The sequence below is a fragment of the Thioalkalivibrio sp. ALJT genome (genome assembly GCF_000381825.1).
GTDB lineage: Bacteria > Pseudomonadota > Gammaproteobacteria > Ectothiorhodospirales > Ectothiorhodospiraceae > Thioalkalivibrio.
This window is the reverse complement of sequence record NZ_KB907129.1, coordinates 56,737-75,921: the sequence shown is the minus strand read 5'-3', so window position 1 is coordinate 75,921 and position 19,185 is coordinate 56,737. Positions and strand designations below refer to the sequence as shown.

Here is a 19,185-nt window from a genome sequence, read left to right as displayed (position 1 = left end):
GCGGTTCACCTGTAGCAGAGTGACTGCACGGCCGTCACCGCGCATTAAACGCACGCAAAAGCGACTCGAGCGCGGACGCGCGATTCAATCAGCGCATCCCAAGGTGCGTACGGGATTGCGCACCGGTTCCATGTCTGAGCGGTCATCGCGCGTGCATGGGGGACGAACAGCCGACATTCCTGTTGGTCGGCGCCCGGCTGAATTGCATCATTACCCGCGGTACGCGTAGCCGGGCGCCCGGCATACGCCGGGACACCCGCATTCCGGTTTTTTGACGGGTGCACGGACGGGCGCCAGACTCCGGGGTTCCGTATTCCCAATGCCCAGGAGTGCGCGTGGCCGAGCCGCCCGTCGCAGACAGTCCGCATATCGTTATCGAGAACCTGTGCTTTCGGCGCGGACGCAAGGTCATATTCGACGACCTGTCGATGCGCATCCCGCGAGGGCAGGTGACGACCGTCATGGGCCCCAGCGGGAGCGGCAAGACGACCCTGCTACGCCTGATCGGGGGGCAGCTGCGCCCGGACAATGGGCGCATCTGGGTCGACGGTCAGGAGGTGGCCAGGCTCTCCACCCGTCGTCTGTACGCGTTGCGCAAGCGCATGGGCATGCTGTTTCAGAGTGGCGCGCTGCTGACCGACCTGTCGGTGTTCGAGAATGTGGCCTTCCCGCTGCGCGAGCACACCAATCTCCCGGAAGACGTGCTGCAGACCCTGGTGCTTCTGAAGCTGGAGGCGGTGGGCCTGCGCGCCGCGCGAGATCTGGACCCGGCCTCGCTGTCCGGCGGCATGGCCCGGCGGGTGGCGCTGGCGCGTGCGATTGCGCTGGATCCGGACCTGATCATGTACGACGAGCCATTCACCGGACTGGACCCGATCACCATGGGGCAGATCGTGAGCCTGATCCGGCGCACCAACCAGAGTCTGGGGCTGACCAGCGTGCTGGTGTCGCATGATGTTGCGGAGGCCATGGCCATCTCCGATCAGGTGGTGCTGATCGCGGGCGGGCAGGTGGTGGACGCCGGCGCCCCCGACGAGTTGAAGGCCCGTGCCTCCGACTGGAGCGCCCAGTTCCTGCAGGGGCGACCGGACGGACCGGTACCGTTTCACTATCCCGGGGCATCCTACCGAGATGACCTGCTGGGGCAGCGCCGCGATGATTGACGCCATCACCGGTCTCGGTCGGAGTGCGCTGAACGCCCTGGAAGTGTTCGGCCGCGCGTTTGTTTTTCTGCTGCGGGTTCTGGCCAGTCTCGATGTGGTGCTGCGTCGATTCGGACTGACCCTGTTCCAGATCTACTCGGTGGGCGTGCGCTCACTGCTGATTATCGTCGTCTCCGGCCTGTTCGTGGGGATGGTGCTGGGCTACCAGGGCTACATCACGCTGGTCAACTTCGGCGCAGCCGAGGCCCTGGGGGGCGTGGTGGCGCTGTCGTTGGTGCGCGAGCTCGGCCCGGTCGTGACCGCGCTGCTGTTCGCCGGGCGCGCGGGGTCCGCGCTGACCGCGGAGCTGGGTCTGATGAAAACGACCGAACAGCTCTCGGCGATGGAGATGATGGCGGTGAACCCGTACCGCCGGATCTTTGCCCCGCGCTTTGTCGCCGGGTTCCTCTCCATGCCGCTGCTGGCGGCGATCTTCAGCGCGGTGGGCGTAATGGGGGGCTACCTGGTCGGGGTGGGCCTGCTGGGCGTCGACAGCGGGGCCTATTTCTCGCAGATGCAGGCGGTGACGGACTGGAACGAGGATGTCCTTTCCGGCGTCATCAAGAGCATCGTGTTCGGCTTTGTGGTGACCTGGATCGCGGTGTTCCAGGGCTTTAATGCCCAGCCGACCTCGGAGGGCATCTCGCGCGCGACCACCCAGACTGTCGTGGTCTCCTCGCTGGCGGTGCTGGGCCTCGACTTCATCCTGACCGGCCTGATGTTCGGTGCGGGCTGACCCAACCGGTGCTTCCCCGGCGGAAGCGCTGAAATCGGAGTTCCCTAGCAGGTGGCAAGAATGAAGATGCGTTTCTTCGAACTGGCAGTCGGTGTGTTTGTGCTTCTGGGCATAGGTGCGCTGTTCTATCTGGCCGTCCAGGTCAGTAACGTGACCGACTACCACGACCGCGACACCTACACGGTGACGGGGTATTTCGACAACATTGGCGGGCTCAAGACGCGGGCCCCGGTGACGGTCTCCGGTGTGCGTATCGGGCGCGTGGCGGAGATCCGCTACGACCCGGACCGATTCCGAGCCGAGGTGATCCTGGCGATTCGCGCGGAACATGACTATCTGCCGCAGGATACCCAGGCGGCGATCCACACCGCAGGGCTGCTGGGCGAGCAGTACATTGCCCTGGAACCGGGTGGCGACTTTGAAACCCTGCGCGATGGTGACGAGCTGATGTTTACCCAGTCCGCGGTGGTGCTGGAGAACCTTATCGGCCGCTTCTTGACCAATATGGGGAATGATTGATGGCCCGGAATCTGGAGCAGAAGAGCATGAAATGGTTGCGTGAACCGAAGCGAATCCTGCCACTGGCGCTGCTGGCCTTGCTGCTGATGGTCTCGGCGAAGGTGCAGGCGAATGAGTCCTCTAACCTGATTCAGCAGTCGATCGACGCGGTCTACGAGACCCTGCGCGCCGACGAAACGCGTGCCCGGGAGGACCCTGAGTTCGTGATCGGGGTGATCAAGGATGAGATCCTGCCCAACGTGGATGCGGACGGCATGGCCCGACTGGTGCTGGCGCGTCACTGGCGCGACGCCTCCAGCGAACAGCGCAGCCGCTTTACGGCGGCCTTCACGGATGCGCTTCTTCAGGCCTATGGCGTGCAACTGGGTGAACACCTCGACAAGGAGGTGCGCATCATCGAGCGGCGTTCGCGTCAGGACGATCGCATGGCCGTGGTGGCTACCGAGGTGGTCATGGGCTCCGGGCAGTCGAATATCCAGGTCAATTACCGCATGCGTCCGGTGGATGGCGACTGGAAGGTGTTCGACGTTGAGGCCGAGGGTCTGAGTTTCGTTGGCAACTTCCGCACGCGTTTCAACGAGGAGATCAATCGGGATGGCCTGGATGCCCTGATCGCACGCCTGGAAGATGGTGACGAAGCGCTGATCGAAGACACGGTGGGCGATATCGAGATGAATGGGGGCGGAGAGGGCTCGTGAGCGATGCCCGTATACGCGCGGATGCCGGGGGGCTGGTGCTGGAAGGCCCCCTGAGTCTGGCGACCGTGGCCGGTCTGGATGCGCGCGCGCGTGAACTGACCTCCGTGCTGCCGGAATACGCACGTGTGGATCTGGAGCAGGTCGGTCGGATCGACAGTGCCGGGGTCGCCTTTCTGGTGATCCTGTGGCGTCGGGCGTACGAGAAGGGACAGACCCTGACCTTCGAGCCGATCCCGGACGCCCTGCGGCCGCTGCTCCAGCTGTATGACCTGGAAGATATCGTTACCGACTCGGCGGCGCGCGCGCTGGCCTGACCCCTCCCGGTGGCACGGTGGTCGGCTGGCCGGGCGCCTGCCGCGCGGATTCGTTATTATGGGGCGTTTCGCCGGACCATGGTCGGTTCGGTGGTGAATCCGGGCACCCCATGGACAAGCTGATCATTACCGGAGGCGGCCGACTCGAGGGTCAGGTCTGGACCTCCGGGGCCAAGAACGCCGTGTTGCCAATCCTGTCCGCCACGCTGTTGGCGGACGGGCCGATGACGATCGGCAACGTCCCGCATCTGCAGGACGTAACCACCACGATGGAGCTGCTGGGCCGGATGGGCGTCAGCCTGACGGTCAACGAGCGCATGCGCATCGAGGTCGACCCGACCACGCTGACCCAGTGTGTTGCGCCCTACGACCTGGTGAAGACCATGCGCGCCTCCATCCTGGTACTGGGGCCGCTGCTGGCGCGCTTCGGCGAGGCCGAGGTCTCGCTGCCGGGCGGCTGCGCGATCGGCTCACGCCCGGTTAATCTGCATCTGCGCGGGCTTGAGGCCCTGGGTGCGAAGATCGAGGTCGAAGGCGGTTATATCCATGCGCGTGCGGATCGCCTGCAGGGCGCGCGGGTCGTGTTTGACCAGGTCACCGTCACCGGGACCGAGAACCTGCTGATGGCCGCGACCCTGGCCGCGGGCGAAACGGTCATCGAGAATGCGGCGCGCGAGCCCGAGGTCGTCGATCTGGCCGACTGCCTGACGGCGATGGGGGCACAGATCCGCGGTGCGGGGACCGACACCATCCGGGTCCAGGGCGTGGAGCGCCTGCACGGTTGCGAATACGACGTAATGCCGGACCGGATCGAGACCGGTACCTTCCTGGTGGCGGCGGCGGTGACCCGAGGCCGCGTGCGTACCCGCAACACGCGTCCGGAACTGCTGGATGCGGTACTGGCCAAGCTGGTCGAGGCCGGCGCACGCATCGAGACCGGCCCGGACTGGATTGAACTGGACATGGAAGGGCGCCGTCCGAAGGCGGTGAACCTGCGTACCGCGCCGTTCCCGGCCTTCCCGACCGACATGCAGGCGCAGATGATGGTGTTGAACACGGTCGCCGAGGGGACCGGCTCGGTGGTCGAGACGGTCTTCGAAAACCGCTTCATGCATGCCCTGGAGCTGCAGCGCATGGGTGCGCGCATCACCATCGAGGGCAATACCGCGATCGTCGAGGGGGTGGAGAAGCTGGTGGGTGCGCCGGTCATGGCGACCGACCTGCGTGCTTCGGCCAGTCTGATCATCGCCGGTCTGGTGGCCGAGGGCGAGACCGAGGTCGACCGCATCTACCACATCGACCGCGGTTACGAATGCATCGAGGAAAAACTGAGCCAGATCGGCGCGACCATCCGTCGCGAGCCGGTCTGATACGCGACTGACACCGAACCGGACGAACGCCTGACCCATGATGGATCCCAATGCCCTGACTATCGCCCTGTCCAAGGGTCGCATCCTCAAGGACACCCTGCCGCTGCTGGCCAGCGCCGGGATTGAACTACTGGAGGATCCGGACAAGACGCGCAAGCTGATCCTCGACACCAACCGCGAGGATGTGAAGATCGTCGTGGTGCGCGCCACCGACGTGCCGACCTATGTGCAGCACGGCGCCGCGGCGATAGGCGTGGCCGGCAAGGACGTCTTGATGGAGCACGGCGCCGCGGGGCTGTACGAGCCGCTGGATCTGCACATCGCCCGCTGCCGCCTGATGCTGGCCGGGCGTCCGGGCCAGCAGCCGGACCCGCAGCAGCGCCTGCGCATCGCCACCAAGTTCGTGAACATTACCCAGCGCTACTTTGCGGAGCAGGGTCGTCAGGTCGAGATCATCAAGCTCTACGGCTCGATGGAGCTGGCGCCCCTGGTCGGTCTGGCCGACTACATCGTGGACCTGGTCGACACCGGCAACACCCTTAAGGCCAACGGCCTGGAGCCGCTGGAACTGATTACCCCCATCAGTTCCCGGTTGATCGTGAACCAGGCAGCCATGAAGATGAGACATGGAACCATTCAAAATCTGATCGAGGGCCTGCGCGACGCCGTCACGCCCGCGACGACGTAACGAGAACACCATGACCGCCGATACCGACGACCTCCGAATCCGCGCCATCCAGGAGGTGTCCGCCCCGGACACCGTGCGCGAGGAACTGCCCATCACCGATGCGGCCTCCGAGACCGTGTTCGCGGCTCGTCAGGCCTGCCACCGTATCCTGCACGGCGAGGATGACCGCCTGCAGGTGATCGTCGGCCCCTGTTCGATTCACGACGTGGATGCCGCGCTGGACTATGCCGATCGGCTCAAGGCTCTGCGCGAAGAGCTCTCCGATGCCCTGCATATCGTGATGCGAGTGTATTTCGAGAAGCCGCGTACCACGGTCGGCTGGAAGGGCCTGATCAACGACCCGGACCTGGACGGCAGCTTCCACATCAACAAGGGCCTGCGGGTTGCGCGCGGCCTGTTGCGTGATCTGGCGATCAAGGGCATGCCGGCGGCCACCGAATACCTCGACCTGATCAGCCCGCAATACATTGCGGACCTGGTCGCCTGGGGCGCGATTGGCGCACGCACCACCGAGAGTCAGGTGCACCGCGAACTGGCCTCCGGGCTGTCCTGCCCGGTGGGCTTCAAGAACTCCACCGATGGCAGCCTGCGCGTGGCGATCGACGCGATCCGCTCCGCCTCGCGCCCGCACCACTTCCTGTCGGTGACCAAGGCCGGGCGCTCGGCGATCTTCTCCACCACCGGCAACGACGACTGTCACATCATCCTGCGCGGCGGCAAGCAGCCGAACTACGATGCCGAGAGCATCGAACAGGCCTGCAAGGAGCTGCGCATGGCCGAGCTGCCGGAGATGGTGATGGTCGATTGCAGCCACGCGAACAGCCGCAAGGACCCGCAACAGCAGGTCGAGGTGGCACGGGTGCTGGGCGAACAGATCGCCGGCGGTGACCGGCGCATTATGGGCGTGATGCTGGAGAGCCACCTGACCGGCGGCCGTCAGGACATCCTGCCCGGCAAGCCGCTGAAATACGGCCAGAGCATTACCGATGCCTGCATGGGCTGGGACGACAGCGAGGCCACCCTGCGCCTGCTGGCCGAGGCCGTGCGGACGCGCCGCAAGACCGCTGTCTCCGCCTAGGAAAACGCCCAGAGGACCCCGATCATGCCCTCCATTGCCCGACTTGATACCCAGCAGCCCGACTTCGATCAGGCCCTGGAGCACCTGCTGTCCTGGGAGTCCGTCGCCGACACCGGCGTGCGCGATGCGGTGGACGAGATCCTGAGCGCCGTGCGCGCCGAGGGCGACGCCGCCGTGCTGCGCTACACCGCCAAGTTCGATCGCCTCGACCGCAGCGCGGTGGCGGAACTGGAGATCTCGCAGGAGCGCCTGCAGGCCGCACTGGAATCCATCCCGGCGGAGCAGCGCCAGGCGCTGGAGACCGCCGCCACGCGCATCCGCCAGTACGCCGAACACCAGAAGATGCAGGACTGGGACTTCACCGACGAAGACGGCACGGTCCTCGGTCAGCGCGTGACCGCGCTGGATTCGGTGGGGCTGTATGTCCCCGGCGGCAAGGCGGCCTATCCGTCGTCCGTGCTGATGAATGCGGTGCCGGCCAAGGTCGCGGGCGTGGAACTGCTGGTAATGGTCGTGCCTGCCCCGGGCGGCGAACTGAACGACCTGGTGCTGGCCGCGGCCGCCGTGGCCGGGGTGGACCGCGTGTTCACCGTGGGCGGCGCCCAGGCGGTCGCGGCCCTGGCCTACGGCACCGAGACCATCCCGGCGGTGGACAAGATCGTCGGCCCCGGCAATATCTTTGTCGCCGCGGCCAAGCGCGAGGTGTTCGGCACGGTCGGCATCGACATGATCGCCGGCCCCTCGGAGATCCTGGTGGTCTGCGACGGCGAGACCGACCCGGACTGGATCGCGGCCGACCTGTTCTCGCAGGCCGAGCATGACGAGCAGGCCCAGTCCATCCTGCTGTCCTGGGATGCGGCCTTCCTCGATCGCGTCGCCGAGGCCATGGACCGCCTGCTGGCCGAGATGCCGCGCGCCGAGATTATCCGCACCAGCCTCGACAAGCGCGGGGCCCTGGTGAAGGTGCGCGACTCGGCCGAGGCCGTTGCGGTCGCCAACCGCATCGCCCCGGAACACCTGGAGCTGTCGGTGGCCGATCCGCAGGCGATGCTGGACGCCGGCCTGCGTCACGCCGGCGCGATTTTCATGGGCCGCTACACCTCCGAGGCCCTGGGCGACTACTGCGCCGGGCCCAACCACGTGCTGCCGACCTCCCGCACCGCGCGTTTCTCCTCGCCGCTGGGCGTGTACGACTTCCAGAAGCGCTCGAGCATCATCCACTGCTCGGCCGAGGGCGCGGCGAAGCTCGGCACGACCGCCGCCGCGCTGGCGCACGGCGAGGGCCTGACCGCGCACGCGCGATCCGCCGAACTGCGCAGTCGATGACCGCACGCTCGACACGAACCCCGGACGCCCTGATGCGCCCGGAGGTGCTGGCGCAGCCCGCCTATCAGGTGGCTGACGCAACCGGCCTGATCAAGCTGGACGCGATGGAGAACCCGCACCCCTGGCCCGGCGCGCTGGAAGACGCCTGGCTGGAGGCCCTTCGCGACCCGCAACTGAACCGCTACCCGGATGCACAGGCCCGCGATCTGGCTGAACAAGTGCGCGCCGCCCACGGTGTGCCCGAGGCCGCCGGGCTGATGTTCGGTAACGGCTCCGACGAATTGATCCAGATCCTGATCACGGCGATCGCCGGATCCGGCCGACCGGTGCTGGCGCCGGAGCCGACCTTCGTGATGTATGGCGTGCTGGCCCGGGCGCTGGGCGTGCCGTTCGTCGGCGTGCCGCTGAACGCGGACTTCACCCTGGACCTCGCGGCGATGCGCGCGGCGATGGCCGAGCACAACCCGGCCGTGGTGTTCCTTGCCTACCCCAACAACCCGACCGGGACGCTGGACGACGCCGCGACGGTGGAGGCGGTCGTCGACGCGAATCCGGGGGTTACCGTGGTCGACGAGGCCTATGCCCCGTTCGCCGCCCACAGCTTCCTCTCGCGGGTCGGCGCGGACGACGGCCTGATGGTGATGCGCACGGTCTCCAAGCTGGGGCTGGCCGGCGCTCGGCTCGGCTACCTGGCCGGCACCCCGGCCTGGATCGACGCGCTGGACCGGCTGCGGCTGCCGTACAACATCAACACGCTGACCCAGCGCTCCGTCGCCTTCGCCCTGGAGCATCGCGATGCGCTGGATGCCCAGGCGCGGGGGATCATCGACGAGCGCGACCGCCTGGGCGAGCGCCTAGTCGCGACGACGGGCGTCGAGCAAGTCTTTCCCAGCCAGGCGAACTTCATCCTCTTCCGGGTGCGCGAGCGACACGGGCATGCGACCTTCGCGGCCCTGCGCGACGCCGGCATCCTGATCAAGGACGTCGGCCGCGCGCATCCCCTGCTCGCCGACTGCCTGCGCGTCACGGTCGGCCGGCCCGACGAGAACGACGCCTTCTTGGCGGCGCTGGGGCAGGCCCTCTCCATCTGACGCCTTCCGGGTCGTACCACCGTGGGCAGGGGCTTCGCCTGCGAGCAGGCTCCTGCCGGCTTGGGGGGAATGCGAATGCCACCCAATCGGCCACACCCTCGAAGCTCTCCTCCCAGCCTTCTCATCTTTCTGTTCACCGAGACCCGAATTTCTCCGTGTCCTCTGTGGTGAAAAGCCCTTCCTGGCCCTTCACTCTGCCAGGTGGGTTAGCGGCGGCCGGCGGGTGGCTCCAGGCGCAGGCCGCGCACCTCGCCCAGTGCACCGCCGGCGCGCAGCGCAGCGGCGAACGGGGACTGGCGCGCCGGTTCGCCGTTGATGCTCTCGATGGTCACACCGCGGCGCTTCGGCAGCCAGCGGCTCCCGGCGAGCTGGCGGATCGCCTCGGTGACGAGGGCGGCGTGGGCCTCGCCGGTGTCGATGCCGGGGATGGTCTCCCAGACGAACAGCTGGCGGCCGGAGGCGGCCAGGTACAGCAGCGGCTGGCCGCCGGCCAGCGCGACCAGTGCCCCGGCGACGCGGCGCAGGCGGCCCTCGGCCGCCTGCGGCGGCTGTGGCCAGGGCAGGAGCAGGCCCCAGGGGCTGGCCGGGTCAACGCTGGCCAGCCACTGAGGCTCGGGGGTGTCGTCGGCCGCGCGTTCCAGGGCGCGCAGGTGGTCCACCGCGCCGGCGCGGGCGAATTGGGCACCGGTCAGGCCCTCGACGAAGTGGCCGCGGCGCAGCTTGCCGGTGTCCTCCATCGCGCGGTAGACGGGATACACGCGCCCGAAGCCACCCGGCAGGCCCTCGGCGCGGGCCATCTCGCGGCTGACCACGCCGTAGCGGGCCAGCAGGTTCTCGGCCTGTTCGCGGGCGCGCTCGGTCAGCGACACGCCGGGGTCGATCAGTTCGGCGACCCGTGACCAGCGCCCGCCGGCCAGGCCCTGTCCCGGTCGCCGCCGGCTACGTGCGGAGGTCTTGCGCTGGCCCAGGCTGCGCAGTGGCGCGAAGGTGTCGTTGGTGATCTGCCCGGCCCAGACCAGGTCCCAGATCGCGGCCTCGATCGCGTCCTGGCGGGCGTCCGGCTGTGCGCTGCGGGCCGCGCGTTCCAGCTCCAGGTAGAAGCAGGCGCCGCGCCGGTCCAGGGCCTCCAGGATTGCCTGCGCCAGCGGGTCGTCGCTGGCCGGGGTATCCGCGGCATCGGCCTCCGGTTCCAGCAGCACCATCGCCTGTTCGCGGCGCAGGAAGCGGATGCGCCCGTCGCGCTGGCCCAGCGCGCCACTGCCCACCCAGACGAACTCCCCGGAGGCGGTGATGCGGTCGAGCGCATCCAGCGAGAAGTCGCGCACCCGCATCGGCAGCACATGGGCGGTCCAGGCGGACCAGGGCAGGGCGATGCCCTCCAGTTGCGTCAGCGTCTCGCGCAGGGCGCTGGCGCCGCGGCCGGGTTCGGCCAGGCCCTGCCAGGCGGGCAGGAAGCGGCCCAGCGCACGGGCGTCCACCGCGGCCGCCTCGTCGCGCAGCCGCGCCAGGGTGCGGCGCTTCAGCCGCCGCAGGATGTCCAGTTCGCACCAGTCCTCGCCCGTGCCCTGCGGGCGGATCTCGCCGCGCAGCAGCACGCCGGCGCGCTCCAGGCTCTCGAGCGCCGGAAGCAGCGCGCCCGGTGCGAGGCCGTAGCGTGCGCCAAGGTCCTCGACGCGGAACGGGCCGTGGGTACGGGCGTAGCGGCGCAGCAGCTGTTCCAGCGGGCGCTGCGGCGGTTCCAGGAAGGCGGCGGGCAGGCCGGGCGGGGGCACCACGCCGAGGGCATCGCGGTACAGCGCGGCGTCCTCGGCGGCGATCCAGCGCGGCTCGCCGGCGATGCGCACCTCCACCGCGCGCAGGGACCGGGCGAGTTGTTCCAGCCACGGCCCCGGCGCCTCGGCGCAGGCGGCCGCGACCTCGTCCGCGGTCAGGTCCCCGCGCCGGCGCAGCAGGTCGTGCAGGGCGTCGGCGTCCGGCACCCGGGTCGCCTCGGTGGCGTGCGCCAGCTCGGCCTCCAGCTCGGCCAGGGCCTCGGGGTCGATCAGCTCGCGCAGCTCGGCCTGGCCCAGCAGTTCGGCCAGCATTCCGCGGTCGAGCGTCAGCGCCTGGGCCTTGCGCTCGGCCATCGGCGCGTCCTGCTCGTAGATGTAAGCTGCGACATAGGCGAACACCAGGCTGCGGGCGAACGGCGAGGCCTGTGGCGTCTCCACCTCGTGCACGCGGATGCGGCGTTCCTGCACGCCGCGCAGGATCTGACGCAGGGCGTCCAGATCGAACACGTCGGCCAGTACCTGGCGGTAGGTCTCCAGCACCACCGGGAAGCTCGCGTACTCGCGCACCGAGGCCAGCAGCTGCTGCGACTTCAGCCGCTGCGCCCACAACGGGGTGCGCTGGCCGGGGCGGTTGCGCACCAGCAGCAGGGCGCGTGCTGCGTTCTCGCGAAAGGCGCTGGCGAACAGGGTGGAGTTGCCGAGCTCGCGGGTGACCGCCTCCTCCAGCTCCTCCGGGTCGGGAAACAAGGCGTCCAACTCGGGCAGGTCCTCGCTGTCGGCCAGGCGCAGCACGATGCCGTCGTCGGTGTACATCACCTGCACCTCGAAGCCGGAGCGGCTGGTCAGTGCGCCCTGCAGGGCCAGCGCCCAGGGGGCGTGCACGCGCGCGCCGAACGGGGTCAGGATGCAGACGCGCCAGTCGCCGACCTCGTCGCGGAAGCGTTCGACCACGATGCGCTGGTCGGATGGCAACTGTCCGGTGGCCTCGCGCTGCTCGTCGATGTAGTCGCAGAGGGTCTCCACCGCCGCCTCCGACAGTGGCGCGTGTTCCCTGAGCCAGGCGGCGCGCTCGGCGCGGCCCATGCGTGCCAGCCGCTCGGTGGCGGCGCCGATGGCCTGGCCGAGCTGGATCGGGCGGCCAGGGCCGTCGCCATGCCAGAACGGCAGCTTGCCGACCTCGCCGGGGGCGGGGGAGACCAGCACGCGGTCGCGGGTGATCGCCTCCACGTGCCAGGTGCTGGCGCCCAGGGTCACGTTCTCCCCGGTCTTCAGCTCGAACACCATCTCCTCGTCCAGTTCGCCGATGCGCGGCCCGCCCTCGCCGACATGTACGCCGTATAGCCCGCGGTCGGGGATGGTCCCGGCGTTCAGGCGCGCGGCCAGCGCCGCCCCCCGTCGCGGGGTCAGCTCGTCGCGGGCGCGGTCCCAGGCGAGCCAGGGGCGCAGGTCGGCGAAGTCGGTGCTCGGATAATGGCCGGAGAGCATGTCCAGCGTGGCCTCGAGCAGCGGGCGCGACAGCTCGCGCCAGGGCGCGGCGCGGCGGACCAGCGCGTGCAGTTCGTCCACTGTGCGCGGGCGTTCGCAGACCATCGCGACGAGCTGCTGGGCCAGCACGTCCAGCGGGTTGTGCGGGGCGTGGATCGGTTCCAGCGCGCCGGCCTGCATGCGCTCGCCGATCACCGCGCATTCGAGCAGGTCGCCGCGAAAGCGCGGCAGCAGCAGCGAGCGCGAGACCTGGCCCACGCCGTGCCCGGCACGCCCGGCGCGCTGCAGCCCGCGGGCGACCGCGCCGGGGGATTCGACCATGATCACCAGATCCACCGCGCCCATGTCGATGCCCAGCTCCAGCGAGCTGGTCGCGACGATGCCGCGCAGGCGCCCGGTCTTCAGCCGGCCCTCGATCTCGGCGCGGCGCTCGTGGGATACGCTGCCGTGGTGGGCGGCGACCAGGTCCTCCACCGGTTCGGCATCCTCCGGCTGCTGTTCGCGCCAGGCCTCGTTGATGCGCTGGACCAGGCGCTCGCACAGCCCGCGGCTGTTCACGAACACGATGGTGGAACGGTGCTCCAGGATCGCGGCCAGCAGGCGCGGCTCCAGCCTTGCGGCGCGGTTGCCGCCAGCGGTGGGGAGCTGCCCGGTGCCCTGGCCGTACACCGTGCCGAGGATGGAGCCGGACGGGATGTGGCTTTGCGCCTCCGTGGCCTCGACGGTGGCGGGTGCGTGTTCGGCGGGCGGCTCCTCGGGGGCGAGGATCTCGAGGTCCAGGCGCGGTGGCTCGGCGGCGTCGATCACCTCCACCTCGCGATCACCGCCGAGGAAGCCGCGCGCCACCTCCATCGGATGCACGGTGGCGGACAGCCCGATGCGCTGCGGGTCCTCGCCGCAGCGCTCGGCCAGGCGTTCCAGCGACAGGGCGAGATGCGCGCCGCGCTTGTTGCCGGCCAGCGCATGCACCTCGTCGATGATCACCGTGTGGATGGACTCGAGGTTCTCCGCGGCCTTTGAGCCCAGCAGCAGGTACAGCGATTCCGGCGTGGTCACCAGGATGTCGCCGGGTTCGCGGGCCTGCGCGCGGCGCTCGGCCTGCGGGGTGTCGCCGGTGCGGATGTGTACCACCGGTTCGCTTGCGTTTTCGTCCACGATCTGGCCCGTGGTCTGGCCCAGACGCGCGGCGGTCTGCGCGATGCCGGTCAGCGGGGCGCGCAGGTTGCGCTCGATGTCGGTGGCCAGCGCCTTCAACGGCGAGATGTAGAGCACCGAGTAGCCGCGACGGGCATCCGGCGGGGGCTCGTCGGTCAGGCGATCAATGGCGCTCAGGAACGCGGCGAGGGTCTTGCCGCTCCCGGTGGGGGCGATCAGCAGGCAGTGGTGGCCGGCCCGGATCGCGGGCCAGCCGCGCGACTGGATCGCGGTCGCCTGCCCGAAGGCCTCGCCGAACCAGGTGTCGGTCGCGGGGCGAAAGGGCGTGACCGGCATCGGCTCGGGCGTGGCGGGTCAGGCGTGGCCGACGGTGGTGTCGGTGGTGGCGTGGAAGTAGTCGCTGTCGCGCGCCAGCTCGTCGATCAGCTCGTGCAGCATGGCCAGACGGCTCTCGGCGTCCGCGAACGGGGCGCAGTCCTTGCACAACGGATCGCCGCAGGGTTGGCGGCTGTACAGCCAGAAGTGCACGGCACCGGCCAGCAGGCCGTCGGCGACGTCGCCGGTTTCGGCGGCCTGGCCGTCATCGGCAAGCCGGTTCGCCAGCTCGATCAGGTGCTGGGCGGCATTGTTGTAGGTCTGGTCGGCGGTGTCGTTCATGGGTTCTCGAAATCGGTTTTCAGCTAGCCGCGATCCTTCGACCGCGAACGAACCCGGCAGTTTACCGCGACTGGCCGATATTCCGAAGAAACAGGGGAATATGCCGCTCCTCCGGGGACAATCCGCCGTGGGCACCGACGAAGAACGGCCCCTCGTCGTCGTCCGGCGGGTCCACCAGGTAGGCGTCCTCCGCGGGCAGCAGCAGGTAGTCGCCGGCGCGTGCCCGCAGCTCGGGGTGCTCACGGTGATGCCCTGGGGGCAGGCCCAGCGTGCCGGGCCCCAGCCAGTCGGCGGCGGGGATGGCGGCTACGTCTGCGCCGAAGGCGGCGTCCAGGGCCGTCAGGAAGTCCGTGTCGCGTCCTTCGCGCACATGGGCGATGGCCGCGCGTGGCTCGCCGGTCAGGCGGTGGCGCAGGCAGGCCTGCACCGCCGGGTGTTCGCGCAGGTCCAGGCGGCGCTCCATGGTGCGCATGCCGTGGTCGGCGGTGGTCAGGAAGATGCTTTCCGGGCGCTGGATCTGCGCGCAGGTCGCGGTGTAGGCCAGGTCCAGCTGCTTCAGGTGGCGCTCCACCTCCGGGCTCTCCGGGCCGTAGGCGTGGCCCAGGTGGTCGAGCTCCGACCAGTAGACGTAGGTGAAATGCGGTCCCGGTGTCGCGTTCACGTGCGCGGCCACCCGCGCCGGCAGTTCGGACAGGTCCTCGAAACCGATGAATGCGGCCGAGCTGTTCATCATCCGGTTGTACGGCGTGCCGCCGATCCAGTCCGGTCCGATCATGGTCGTGTGGCAGCCGAGCCGGTCGACCAGGCGGTCCGGCTGTACGCGCCCGGTCAGCTCGCGGTAGCCGAGTGTGGCCGGGCGGTCCTCGGTGTCGCGCTCCTGGCCCATCAGTACCGTCAGCGTGCGCTCGGCGGACGGCAGGCGGGTGTTCCAGCCGAGCAGGCCGTGCTGCGCGGGCGCACGTCCGGTCAGGATGCTGGTGATCGCGGTGGCCGTGGTGCTGGGGAACACGGTCTCGAGGTCGGTTACGTAGTCCGCGCCCAGCAGCGGCGTGTGGCGGCGATAGCGGGTGGCGAAGCCGTCGATCAGCCACAGCACGATGTGGCGGTCCGGCCCCAGGTGCTCGGATACGCCCGGCAGCGGCGGGTGGCTGGCCGCCGGATTCAGGCTGGCCTCGATGGGGCCGAGCAGATCCATCAGCCCGGGTGCTTCCAGCCGGGCGCGCAGGACGGCATCCACGGCCGAGCCGGCCGCGGGGATATCCGTTAGCGGCAAGGGATCAGGCCTTGCCGCCGTCGCCACCCATGCAGGGCGGGGAGTCCGCCACCTTGCCGGCACGCTCGAACCACTGGTCCGGGTCCAGCGTGTGCAGCGCCAGGGCGTGGATGCCGCCGGCCAGCTCGTCGGCCAGGGCCTGGTTCACCAGCCGATGCCGCGCGATCAGCTTCTGGTCGCGAAAGGCCTCGGATACCACCGTCACCTTGAAATGCGACTCCGAACCCGGGGGCACGTTGTGCATGTGGCTCTCGTTCACCACCTCCAGATGCTCGGGCGCAAAGCGCTCCTCCAGCTTCCGGGTAATGGTCTCCTGCATGGTCATCGACGACTCCAGTGCTTCGATTAACGGGACATCGCACTCAGTGTGCCGTGTCGTACCCGCATGTCCAGATCCTTGGCCAGCCGCATGGCTGCCGCTGCCCGGCGGAGCAGTCATCGTTCGCCGCGCGTGCGCTCCCTTCAGTAGCCGGGCGGCACTCCAGGGCTGATCGCGGGCTGCAGTCAGGGTCAGGCCACGGCCTCGGGTGGTTCCTGTAGTGGGTCGTGGAGTTCGAGGTCGACCATTAGCTCGTTGGCCAGGGCCTCCAGGTCGTCCTGTACGGTATGCAGGTCCAGACCCTCGGGAACGCCCAGCCGGGCCTTTGCGCGGAACATCGGTTCTCCATTCATCGAGCCCGGCTCGCAGGCGGTTTCCAGGGTCTCGACACTCACACCGTGGCGCGAGAGTACGGCGGTGATGTCCTGCACGATCCCCGGTCGGTCGTGCCCGACCAGATCCAGTACCACCGGATGCTGCGCCGCCGCCGGCCGTTCGCTGCCGCGCTGGAGTTGCACCTGCAGCCCGTCGCCTTCCAGCTCGCGCAGCGCGGCCTCTAGCGTGTCGGCCTTGTCTGCATCTACCTCCAGTAGCACGACCCCGGCAAACTGCCCGGCGAGCTGCGCCATCCGGCTCTCCAGCCAGTTGCCGCCAGCCGCCCGGGCGCGGGCCGCCACCGTACTGACAAGCCCCGGAGAGTCCGGTCCTACCAGCGTCAGAATGAGCGAAGTCTTCATGGTCAGTCTCCTGTGTCGCTGCAGCGCGCGGCCCACCATCGTACGGAAAGAAAGCCTCCGGGGGTATCGTGGTGTCTGGCGAGCGTAAACAGGTACATTGAGCCGATTTCCCTGACCGCACGGGCACGCCATGACCCATGATCCGCAGGCGCAGCAGGCAGCCGTCTCCACCGGGCTGGAAGGCCTGGACCATGTGCTTGACGGACTGCGGGTCGGCGATAACGTGGTCTGGCGGGTCGACGCGATCGAGGACTACCGCCGCTTCGTCGAGCCATTCGTGGCGGCAGCTCGTGCCCGAGGGCGTACCATTATCTACCTGCGCTTCGGCCGCCATGTGCCGCTGGTGGAGCCGGGGCCGGGGGTCAAGGTGGTGGCCATCGACGCCCTGCGCGGCTTCGAGCCGTTCACCCGCCACGTGTTCCGCCTGATCACCGAGCATGGCCGCGGCGCCTTTTATCTGTGCGACTGCCTGTCGGATCTGCTGGAGGCCTGGGCCACCGACCACATGGTGGGCAACTTCTTCCGCGCCATCTGTCCGTATCTGTACGAGATGGATACGGTGGCTTGGTTCGCACTGCATCCGCACAGCCATTCGCATACCACGCTGGCGCGCATCCGCGAGACCACGCAGGTACTGATCGACGTGCGCCGCGCCGGCGACGCGGTGCACGTGCAGCCGGTGAAGGTGTGGCAGCGCAGCTCGCCGACCATGTTCCTGCCGCACCGCCAGTGCGGCATGCAGTTCGAACCGGTGGTGGACAGCAGCGAGGCCACGCGGCTGCAGGCGCTGCTGGAGGAACAGCGCCCCGGCCAGCCGCACGGGCGGCAGTTGCTGGACTACTGGGACCGCCTGTTCCTCGCGGCCTCCGACGCGCTGGCGGAGGGCACGCCGGCGGCCGACCGCGCCCGGGTGCAGGACGACATCCTGCGGGTGCTGATCGGCCGCGACGAGCGCATGCTGGAACTGGCGCGGCGCCACCTCGGGCTGGAGGAGCTGCTGGCGATCCGCGAACGCATGGTCGGCAGCGGCTACATCGGCGGCAAGGCCGCGGGTATGCTGCTGGCGCGGCGCATCCTGCTCGCGCAGGACCCGCAGCGCTGGGGGCGGGCGCTGGAACCGCACGACTCGCACTTCATCGGCGCGGATGTGTACTACGCCTATCTGGTACACAATGGCTGGTGGCCGCGGCTGATGCGCCAGCGCACCCCGGAAGGCTACTTCGACGAGGCGCGCAGCCTGCGCCAAGACATGCTGCACGGCGAGATCCCGCCGGAGGTGCGCCGCGAACTGGAGCGGGTGCTCGACCACTACGGGCAGTACCCGATCCTGGTGCGTTCCAGCAGCCTGCTGGAAGACGGCTTCGGCAACGCCTTTGCCGGCAAGTACGAGAGCGTGTTCTGCGTGAACCAGGGCAGCCCCGGCGAGCGCCTGGCGCGGCTGGAGGACGCCATCCGCCGGGTCTATGCCTCGACCATGAGTGATGATGCGCTGAGTTACCGCCAGCAGCGCGGGCTGATGGACCGGGAAGAGCCCATGGCGCTGCTGCTGCAGCGGGTCAACGGGCGCTACCACGGCTCCCGCTACCTGCCGGACGCCGCCGGCGTCGGGGTCTCCTGGAATACCTTCGTGTGGGACGGCGCGCTGGATCCGTCCGCCGGGATGCTGCGCCTGGTGCTGGGGCTGGGCACTCGCGCGGTGGACCGGGTCGCGCGCGACCACGCCTGCGTGGTGGCGCTGGATCAGCCCGAACGGCGACCGTTCCACAGTCGGGACGAGGCCTACCGCTACTCCCAGCACGCCGCCGACGTACTCGACATCGAGGCCAACCGCGAGGCCGCCGTCCCCGTCCAGCAACTGGCCGAGGCCGCGCCGGCCCTGCCGCTCCACCTGCTCGGCGAGATCGACCGCGAGGCCGCCCGCCGCGCCCGCGAGCAGGGGCGCGAGGAGCGCCTGTGGCGGGTGACCTTCATCCCGCTGCTGCAGCGCACCGATTTCGCCCCGCTGATGCGCGAGCTGCTCAAGACCCTGGAGGCCGCCTACGCCCACCCGGTGGACGTCGAGTTCACCGTGCACCTGGACGCCGACGGCAACGCCGGCGTGAACCTGGTGCAGTGCCGCCCGCTCGCCACCCTCGGCAGCGACCAGCCGGTCGAACTGCCGCACCGGGTCGACCCGCAGCGCCTGTTCTTCGCCAGCGACGGCTGCTTCATGGGCGGCAACATGGACCTGGCCATCGAGCGCGTGATCCGCGTGGACGCCGCCCGCTACGCGGCGCTGTCCCGCGCGCAGAAGTACGCCGTGGCCCGCCTGGTGGGCGCACTCAACCGCCAGCTCCGCGCACTCGAAGATGCCACGACCCTCCTGATCGGCCCCGGCCGCTGGGGCACCAGCACCCCGGAACTCGGCGTCCCGGTACGCTTTGCCGATATCGACCGCATCCGCATGCTGGTGGAGGTGGCTGACCTCGAGGCCGGCATGGTCCCGGACCTCTCGTTCGGCAGCCACTTCTTCCAGGACCTGGTCGAGGCCCGGATCGCCTATGCCGCGCTGTTCCCCACCGAGCCCCGCTGCGAGTACTACCCGGCCTGGCTCGACCAGTGCCCCGCGCACACGCTCGAGGTCGACCTCGGCGAGTCCATCGACCCCGCCGTCCTCGCAACCGTGCAGCTCCACGACACCCGCGACGCCCCCCTGCGGGTCATCGCCGACGTGGTGCAGCAGCGCCTGCTCGCCTGTCAGCCCGGCAACGGCTGAACCCCGTCGC

Annotated in this window: 16 protein-coding genes; 11 read left to right on the top strand and 5 right to left on the bottom strand. The window is 69.3% G+C overall.

Annotated features, from left to right (window positions below; translation table 11 throughout):
• Positions 1 to 335: 335 nt before the first annotated feature.
• From G332_RS0110330 to hisC, 10 genes are all read left to right on the top strand, one after another.
• The gene (locus G332_RS0110330) at positions 336 to 1,163 is read left to right on the top strand and encodes an ABC transporter ATP-binding protein (protein WP_019626923.1); all 828 of its coding nucleotides are present in this window, start codon (positions 336 to 338) and stop codon (positions 1,161 to 1,163) included.
• A complete protein-coding gene (gene mlaE, locus G332_RS0110325; protein ID WP_026340781.1) occupies positions 1,156 to 1,938 on the top strand; it encodes a lipid asymmetry maintenance ABC transporter permease subunit MlaE in 783 nt (260 codons plus the stop codon). The genes G332_RS0110330 and mlaE overlap by 8 nt, the downstream gene beginning before the upstream one ends.
• Positions 1,939 to 1,998: 60 nt before the next feature.
• Positions 1,999 to 2,457, top strand: a complete 459-nt coding sequence (gene mlaD / locus G332_RS0110320) for an outer membrane lipid asymmetry maintenance protein MlaD (RefSeq protein WP_019626921.1) — start codon at positions 1,999 to 2,001, stop codon at positions 2,455 to 2,457.
• Between the two features lie 26 nt (positions 2,458 to 2,483).
• Positions 2,484 to 3,155 carry a phospholipid-binding protein MlaC gene (locus G332_RS0110315; RefSeq protein ID WP_026340780.1) on the top strand — a complete coding sequence of 224 codons (672 nt, stop codon included), beginning with the start codon at positions 2,484 to 2,486 and terminating at the stop codon, positions 3,153 to 3,155.
• A complete protein-coding gene (locus G332_RS0110310) occupies positions 3,152 to 3,469 on the top strand; it encodes a lipid asymmetry maintenance protein MlaB (protein WP_019626919.1) in 318 nt (105 codons plus the stop codon). Before G332_RS0110315 ends, G332_RS0110310 begins: the two co-directional genes overlap by 4 nt.
• Before the next feature lie 110 nt (positions 3,470 to 3,579).
• Positions 3,580 to 4,839 (top strand): UDP-N-acetylglucosamine 1-carboxyvinyltransferase, encoded by a 1,260-nt coding sequence (murA, locus tag G332_RS0110305; protein WP_019626918.1) that lies wholly within the window; start codon positions 3,580 to 3,582, stop codon positions 4,837 to 4,839.
• A 37-nt stretch (positions 4,840 to 4,876) separates the two neighbouring features.
• Positions 4,877 to 5,527, top strand: coding sequence for an ATP phosphoribosyltransferase (gene hisG, locus G332_RS0110300; RefSeq protein ID WP_019626917.1), 651 nt, complete (start codon positions 4,877 to 4,879; stop codon positions 5,525 to 5,527).
• Positions 5,528 to 5,537: 10 nt separating this feature from the next.
• Positions 5,538 to 6,605 carry a 3-deoxy-7-phosphoheptulonate synthase gene (locus tag G332_RS0110295; protein WP_019626916.1) on the top strand — a complete coding sequence of 356 codons (1,068 nt, stop codon included), beginning with the start codon at positions 5,538 to 5,540 and terminating at the stop codon, positions 6,603 to 6,605.
• Positions 6,606 to 6,629: 24 nt separating this feature from the next.
• The gene (gene hisD, locus G332_RS0110290; protein WP_019626915.1) at positions 6,630 to 7,931 is read left to right on the top strand and encodes a histidinol dehydrogenase; all 1,302 of its coding nucleotides are present in this window, start codon (positions 6,630 to 6,632) and stop codon (positions 7,929 to 7,931) included.
• Complete coding sequence (gene hisC / locus G332_RS0110285; RefSeq protein WP_026340779.1) at positions 7,928 to 9,022, top strand: histidinol-phosphate transaminase; 1,095 nt, start codon at positions 7,928 to 7,930, stop codon at positions 9,020 to 9,022. Before hisD ends, hisC begins: the two co-directional genes overlap by 4 nt.
• A gap of 206 nt (positions 9,023 to 9,228) precedes the next feature.
• On the opposite strand, the gene G332_RS0110280 is transcribed toward hisC, so the two are convergent.
• The 5 genes from G332_RS0110280 to G332_RS0110260 all read right to left on the bottom strand — a co-directional run bounded on the left by G332_RS0110280 (position 9,229) and on the right by G332_RS0110260 (position 16,420).
• Positions 9,229 to 13,770, bottom strand: a complete 4,542-nt coding sequence (locus G332_RS0110280; protein ID WP_019626913.1) for a DEAD/DEAH box helicase — start codon at positions 13,768 to 13,770, stop codon at positions 9,229 to 9,231.
• 18 nt (positions 13,771 to 13,788) lie between these two features.
• Entirely contained in the window at positions 13,789 to 14,091 is a 303-nt protein-coding gene (locus tag G332_RS0110275; RefSeq protein WP_019626912.1) for a hypothetical protein, read from the bottom strand.
• A 61-nt stretch (positions 14,092 to 14,152) separates the two neighbouring features.
• On the bottom strand, positions 14,153 to 15,364 hold the full coding sequence (locus G332_RS0110270) for an alkaline phosphatase family protein (RefSeq protein WP_026340778.1): 1,212 nt from the start codon (positions 15,362 to 15,364) through the stop codon (positions 14,153 to 14,155).
• Between the two features lie 4 nt (positions 15,365 to 15,368).
• Positions 15,369 to 15,689, bottom strand: coding sequence for a BolA family transcriptional regulator (locus tag G332_RS0110265; RefSeq protein WP_018138964.1), 321 nt, complete (start codon positions 15,687 to 15,689; stop codon positions 15,369 to 15,371).
• Between the two features lie 185 nt (positions 15,690 to 15,874).
• On the bottom strand, positions 15,875 to 16,420 hold the full coding sequence (locus G332_RS0110260) for a glycine cleavage system protein R (RefSeq protein ID WP_019626910.1): 546 nt from the start codon (positions 16,418 to 16,420) through the stop codon (positions 15,875 to 15,877).
• Positions 16,421 to 16,550: 130 nt separating this feature from the next.
• On the opposite strand from G332_RS0110260, the gene G332_RS0110255 reads away from it, so the two are divergent.
• Positions 16,551 to 19,175, top strand: a complete 2,625-nt coding sequence (locus G332_RS0110255) for a PEP/pyruvate-binding domain-containing protein (protein ID WP_019626909.1) — start codon at positions 16,551 to 16,553, stop codon at positions 19,173 to 19,175.
• The last annotated feature ends 10 nt before the right edge of the window (positions 19,176 to 19,185 follow it).

What these genes read in the sequence shown, in the direction of transcription:
- mlaE (WP_026340781.1), top strand. Translation starts at nt 1,156, where the DNA reads ATGATTGACGCCATCACCGGTCTCGGTCGGAGTGCGCTGAACGCCCTG.
- mlaD (WP_019626921.1), top strand. Translation starts at nt 1,999, where the DNA reads ATGAAGATGCGTTTCTTCGAACTGGCAGTCGGTGTGTTTGTGCTTCTG.
- G332_RS0110315 (WP_026340780.1), top strand. Translation starts at nt 2,484, where the DNA reads ATGAAATGGTTGCGTGAACCGAAGCGAATCCTGCCACTGGCGCTGCTG.
- murA (WP_019626918.1), top strand. Translation starts at nt 3,580, where the DNA reads ATGGACAAGCTGATCATTACCGGAGGCGGCCGACTCGAGGGTCAGGTC.
- hisG (WP_019626917.1), top strand. Translation starts at nt 4,877, where the DNA reads ATGATGGATCCCAATGCCCTGACTATCGCCCTGTCCAAGGGTCGCATC.
- G332_RS0110295 (WP_019626916.1), top strand. Translation starts at nt 5,538, where the DNA reads ATGACCGCCGATACCGACGACCTCCGAATCCGCGCCATCCAGGAGGTG.
- hisD (WP_019626915.1), top strand. Translation starts at nt 6,630, where the DNA reads ATGCCCTCCATTGCCCGACTTGATACCCAGCAGCCCGACTTCGATCAG.
- hisC (WP_026340779.1), top strand. Translation starts at nt 7,928, where the DNA reads ATGACCGCACGCTCGACACGAACCCCGGACGCCCTGATGCGCCCGGAG.
- G332_RS0110280 (WP_019626913.1), bottom strand. Translation starts at nt 13,770, where the DNA reads ATGCCGGTCACGCCCTTTCGCCCCGCGACCGACACCTGGTTCGGCGAG.
- G332_RS0110275 (WP_019626912.1), bottom strand. Translation starts at nt 14,091, where the DNA reads ATGAACGACACCGCCGACCAGACCTACAACAATGCCGCCCAGCACCTG.
- G332_RS0110265 (WP_018138964.1), bottom strand. Translation starts at nt 15,689, where the DNA reads ATGACCATGCAGGAGACCATTACCCGGAAGCTGGAGGAGCGCTTTGCG.
- G332_RS0110260 (WP_019626910.1), bottom strand. Translation starts at nt 16,420, where the DNA reads ATGAAGACTTCGCTCATTCTGACGCTGGTAGGACCGGACTCTCCGGGG.
- G332_RS0110255 (WP_019626909.1), top strand. Translation starts at nt 16,551, where the DNA reads ATGACCCATGATCCGCAGGCGCAGCAGGCAGCCGTCTCCACCGGGCTG.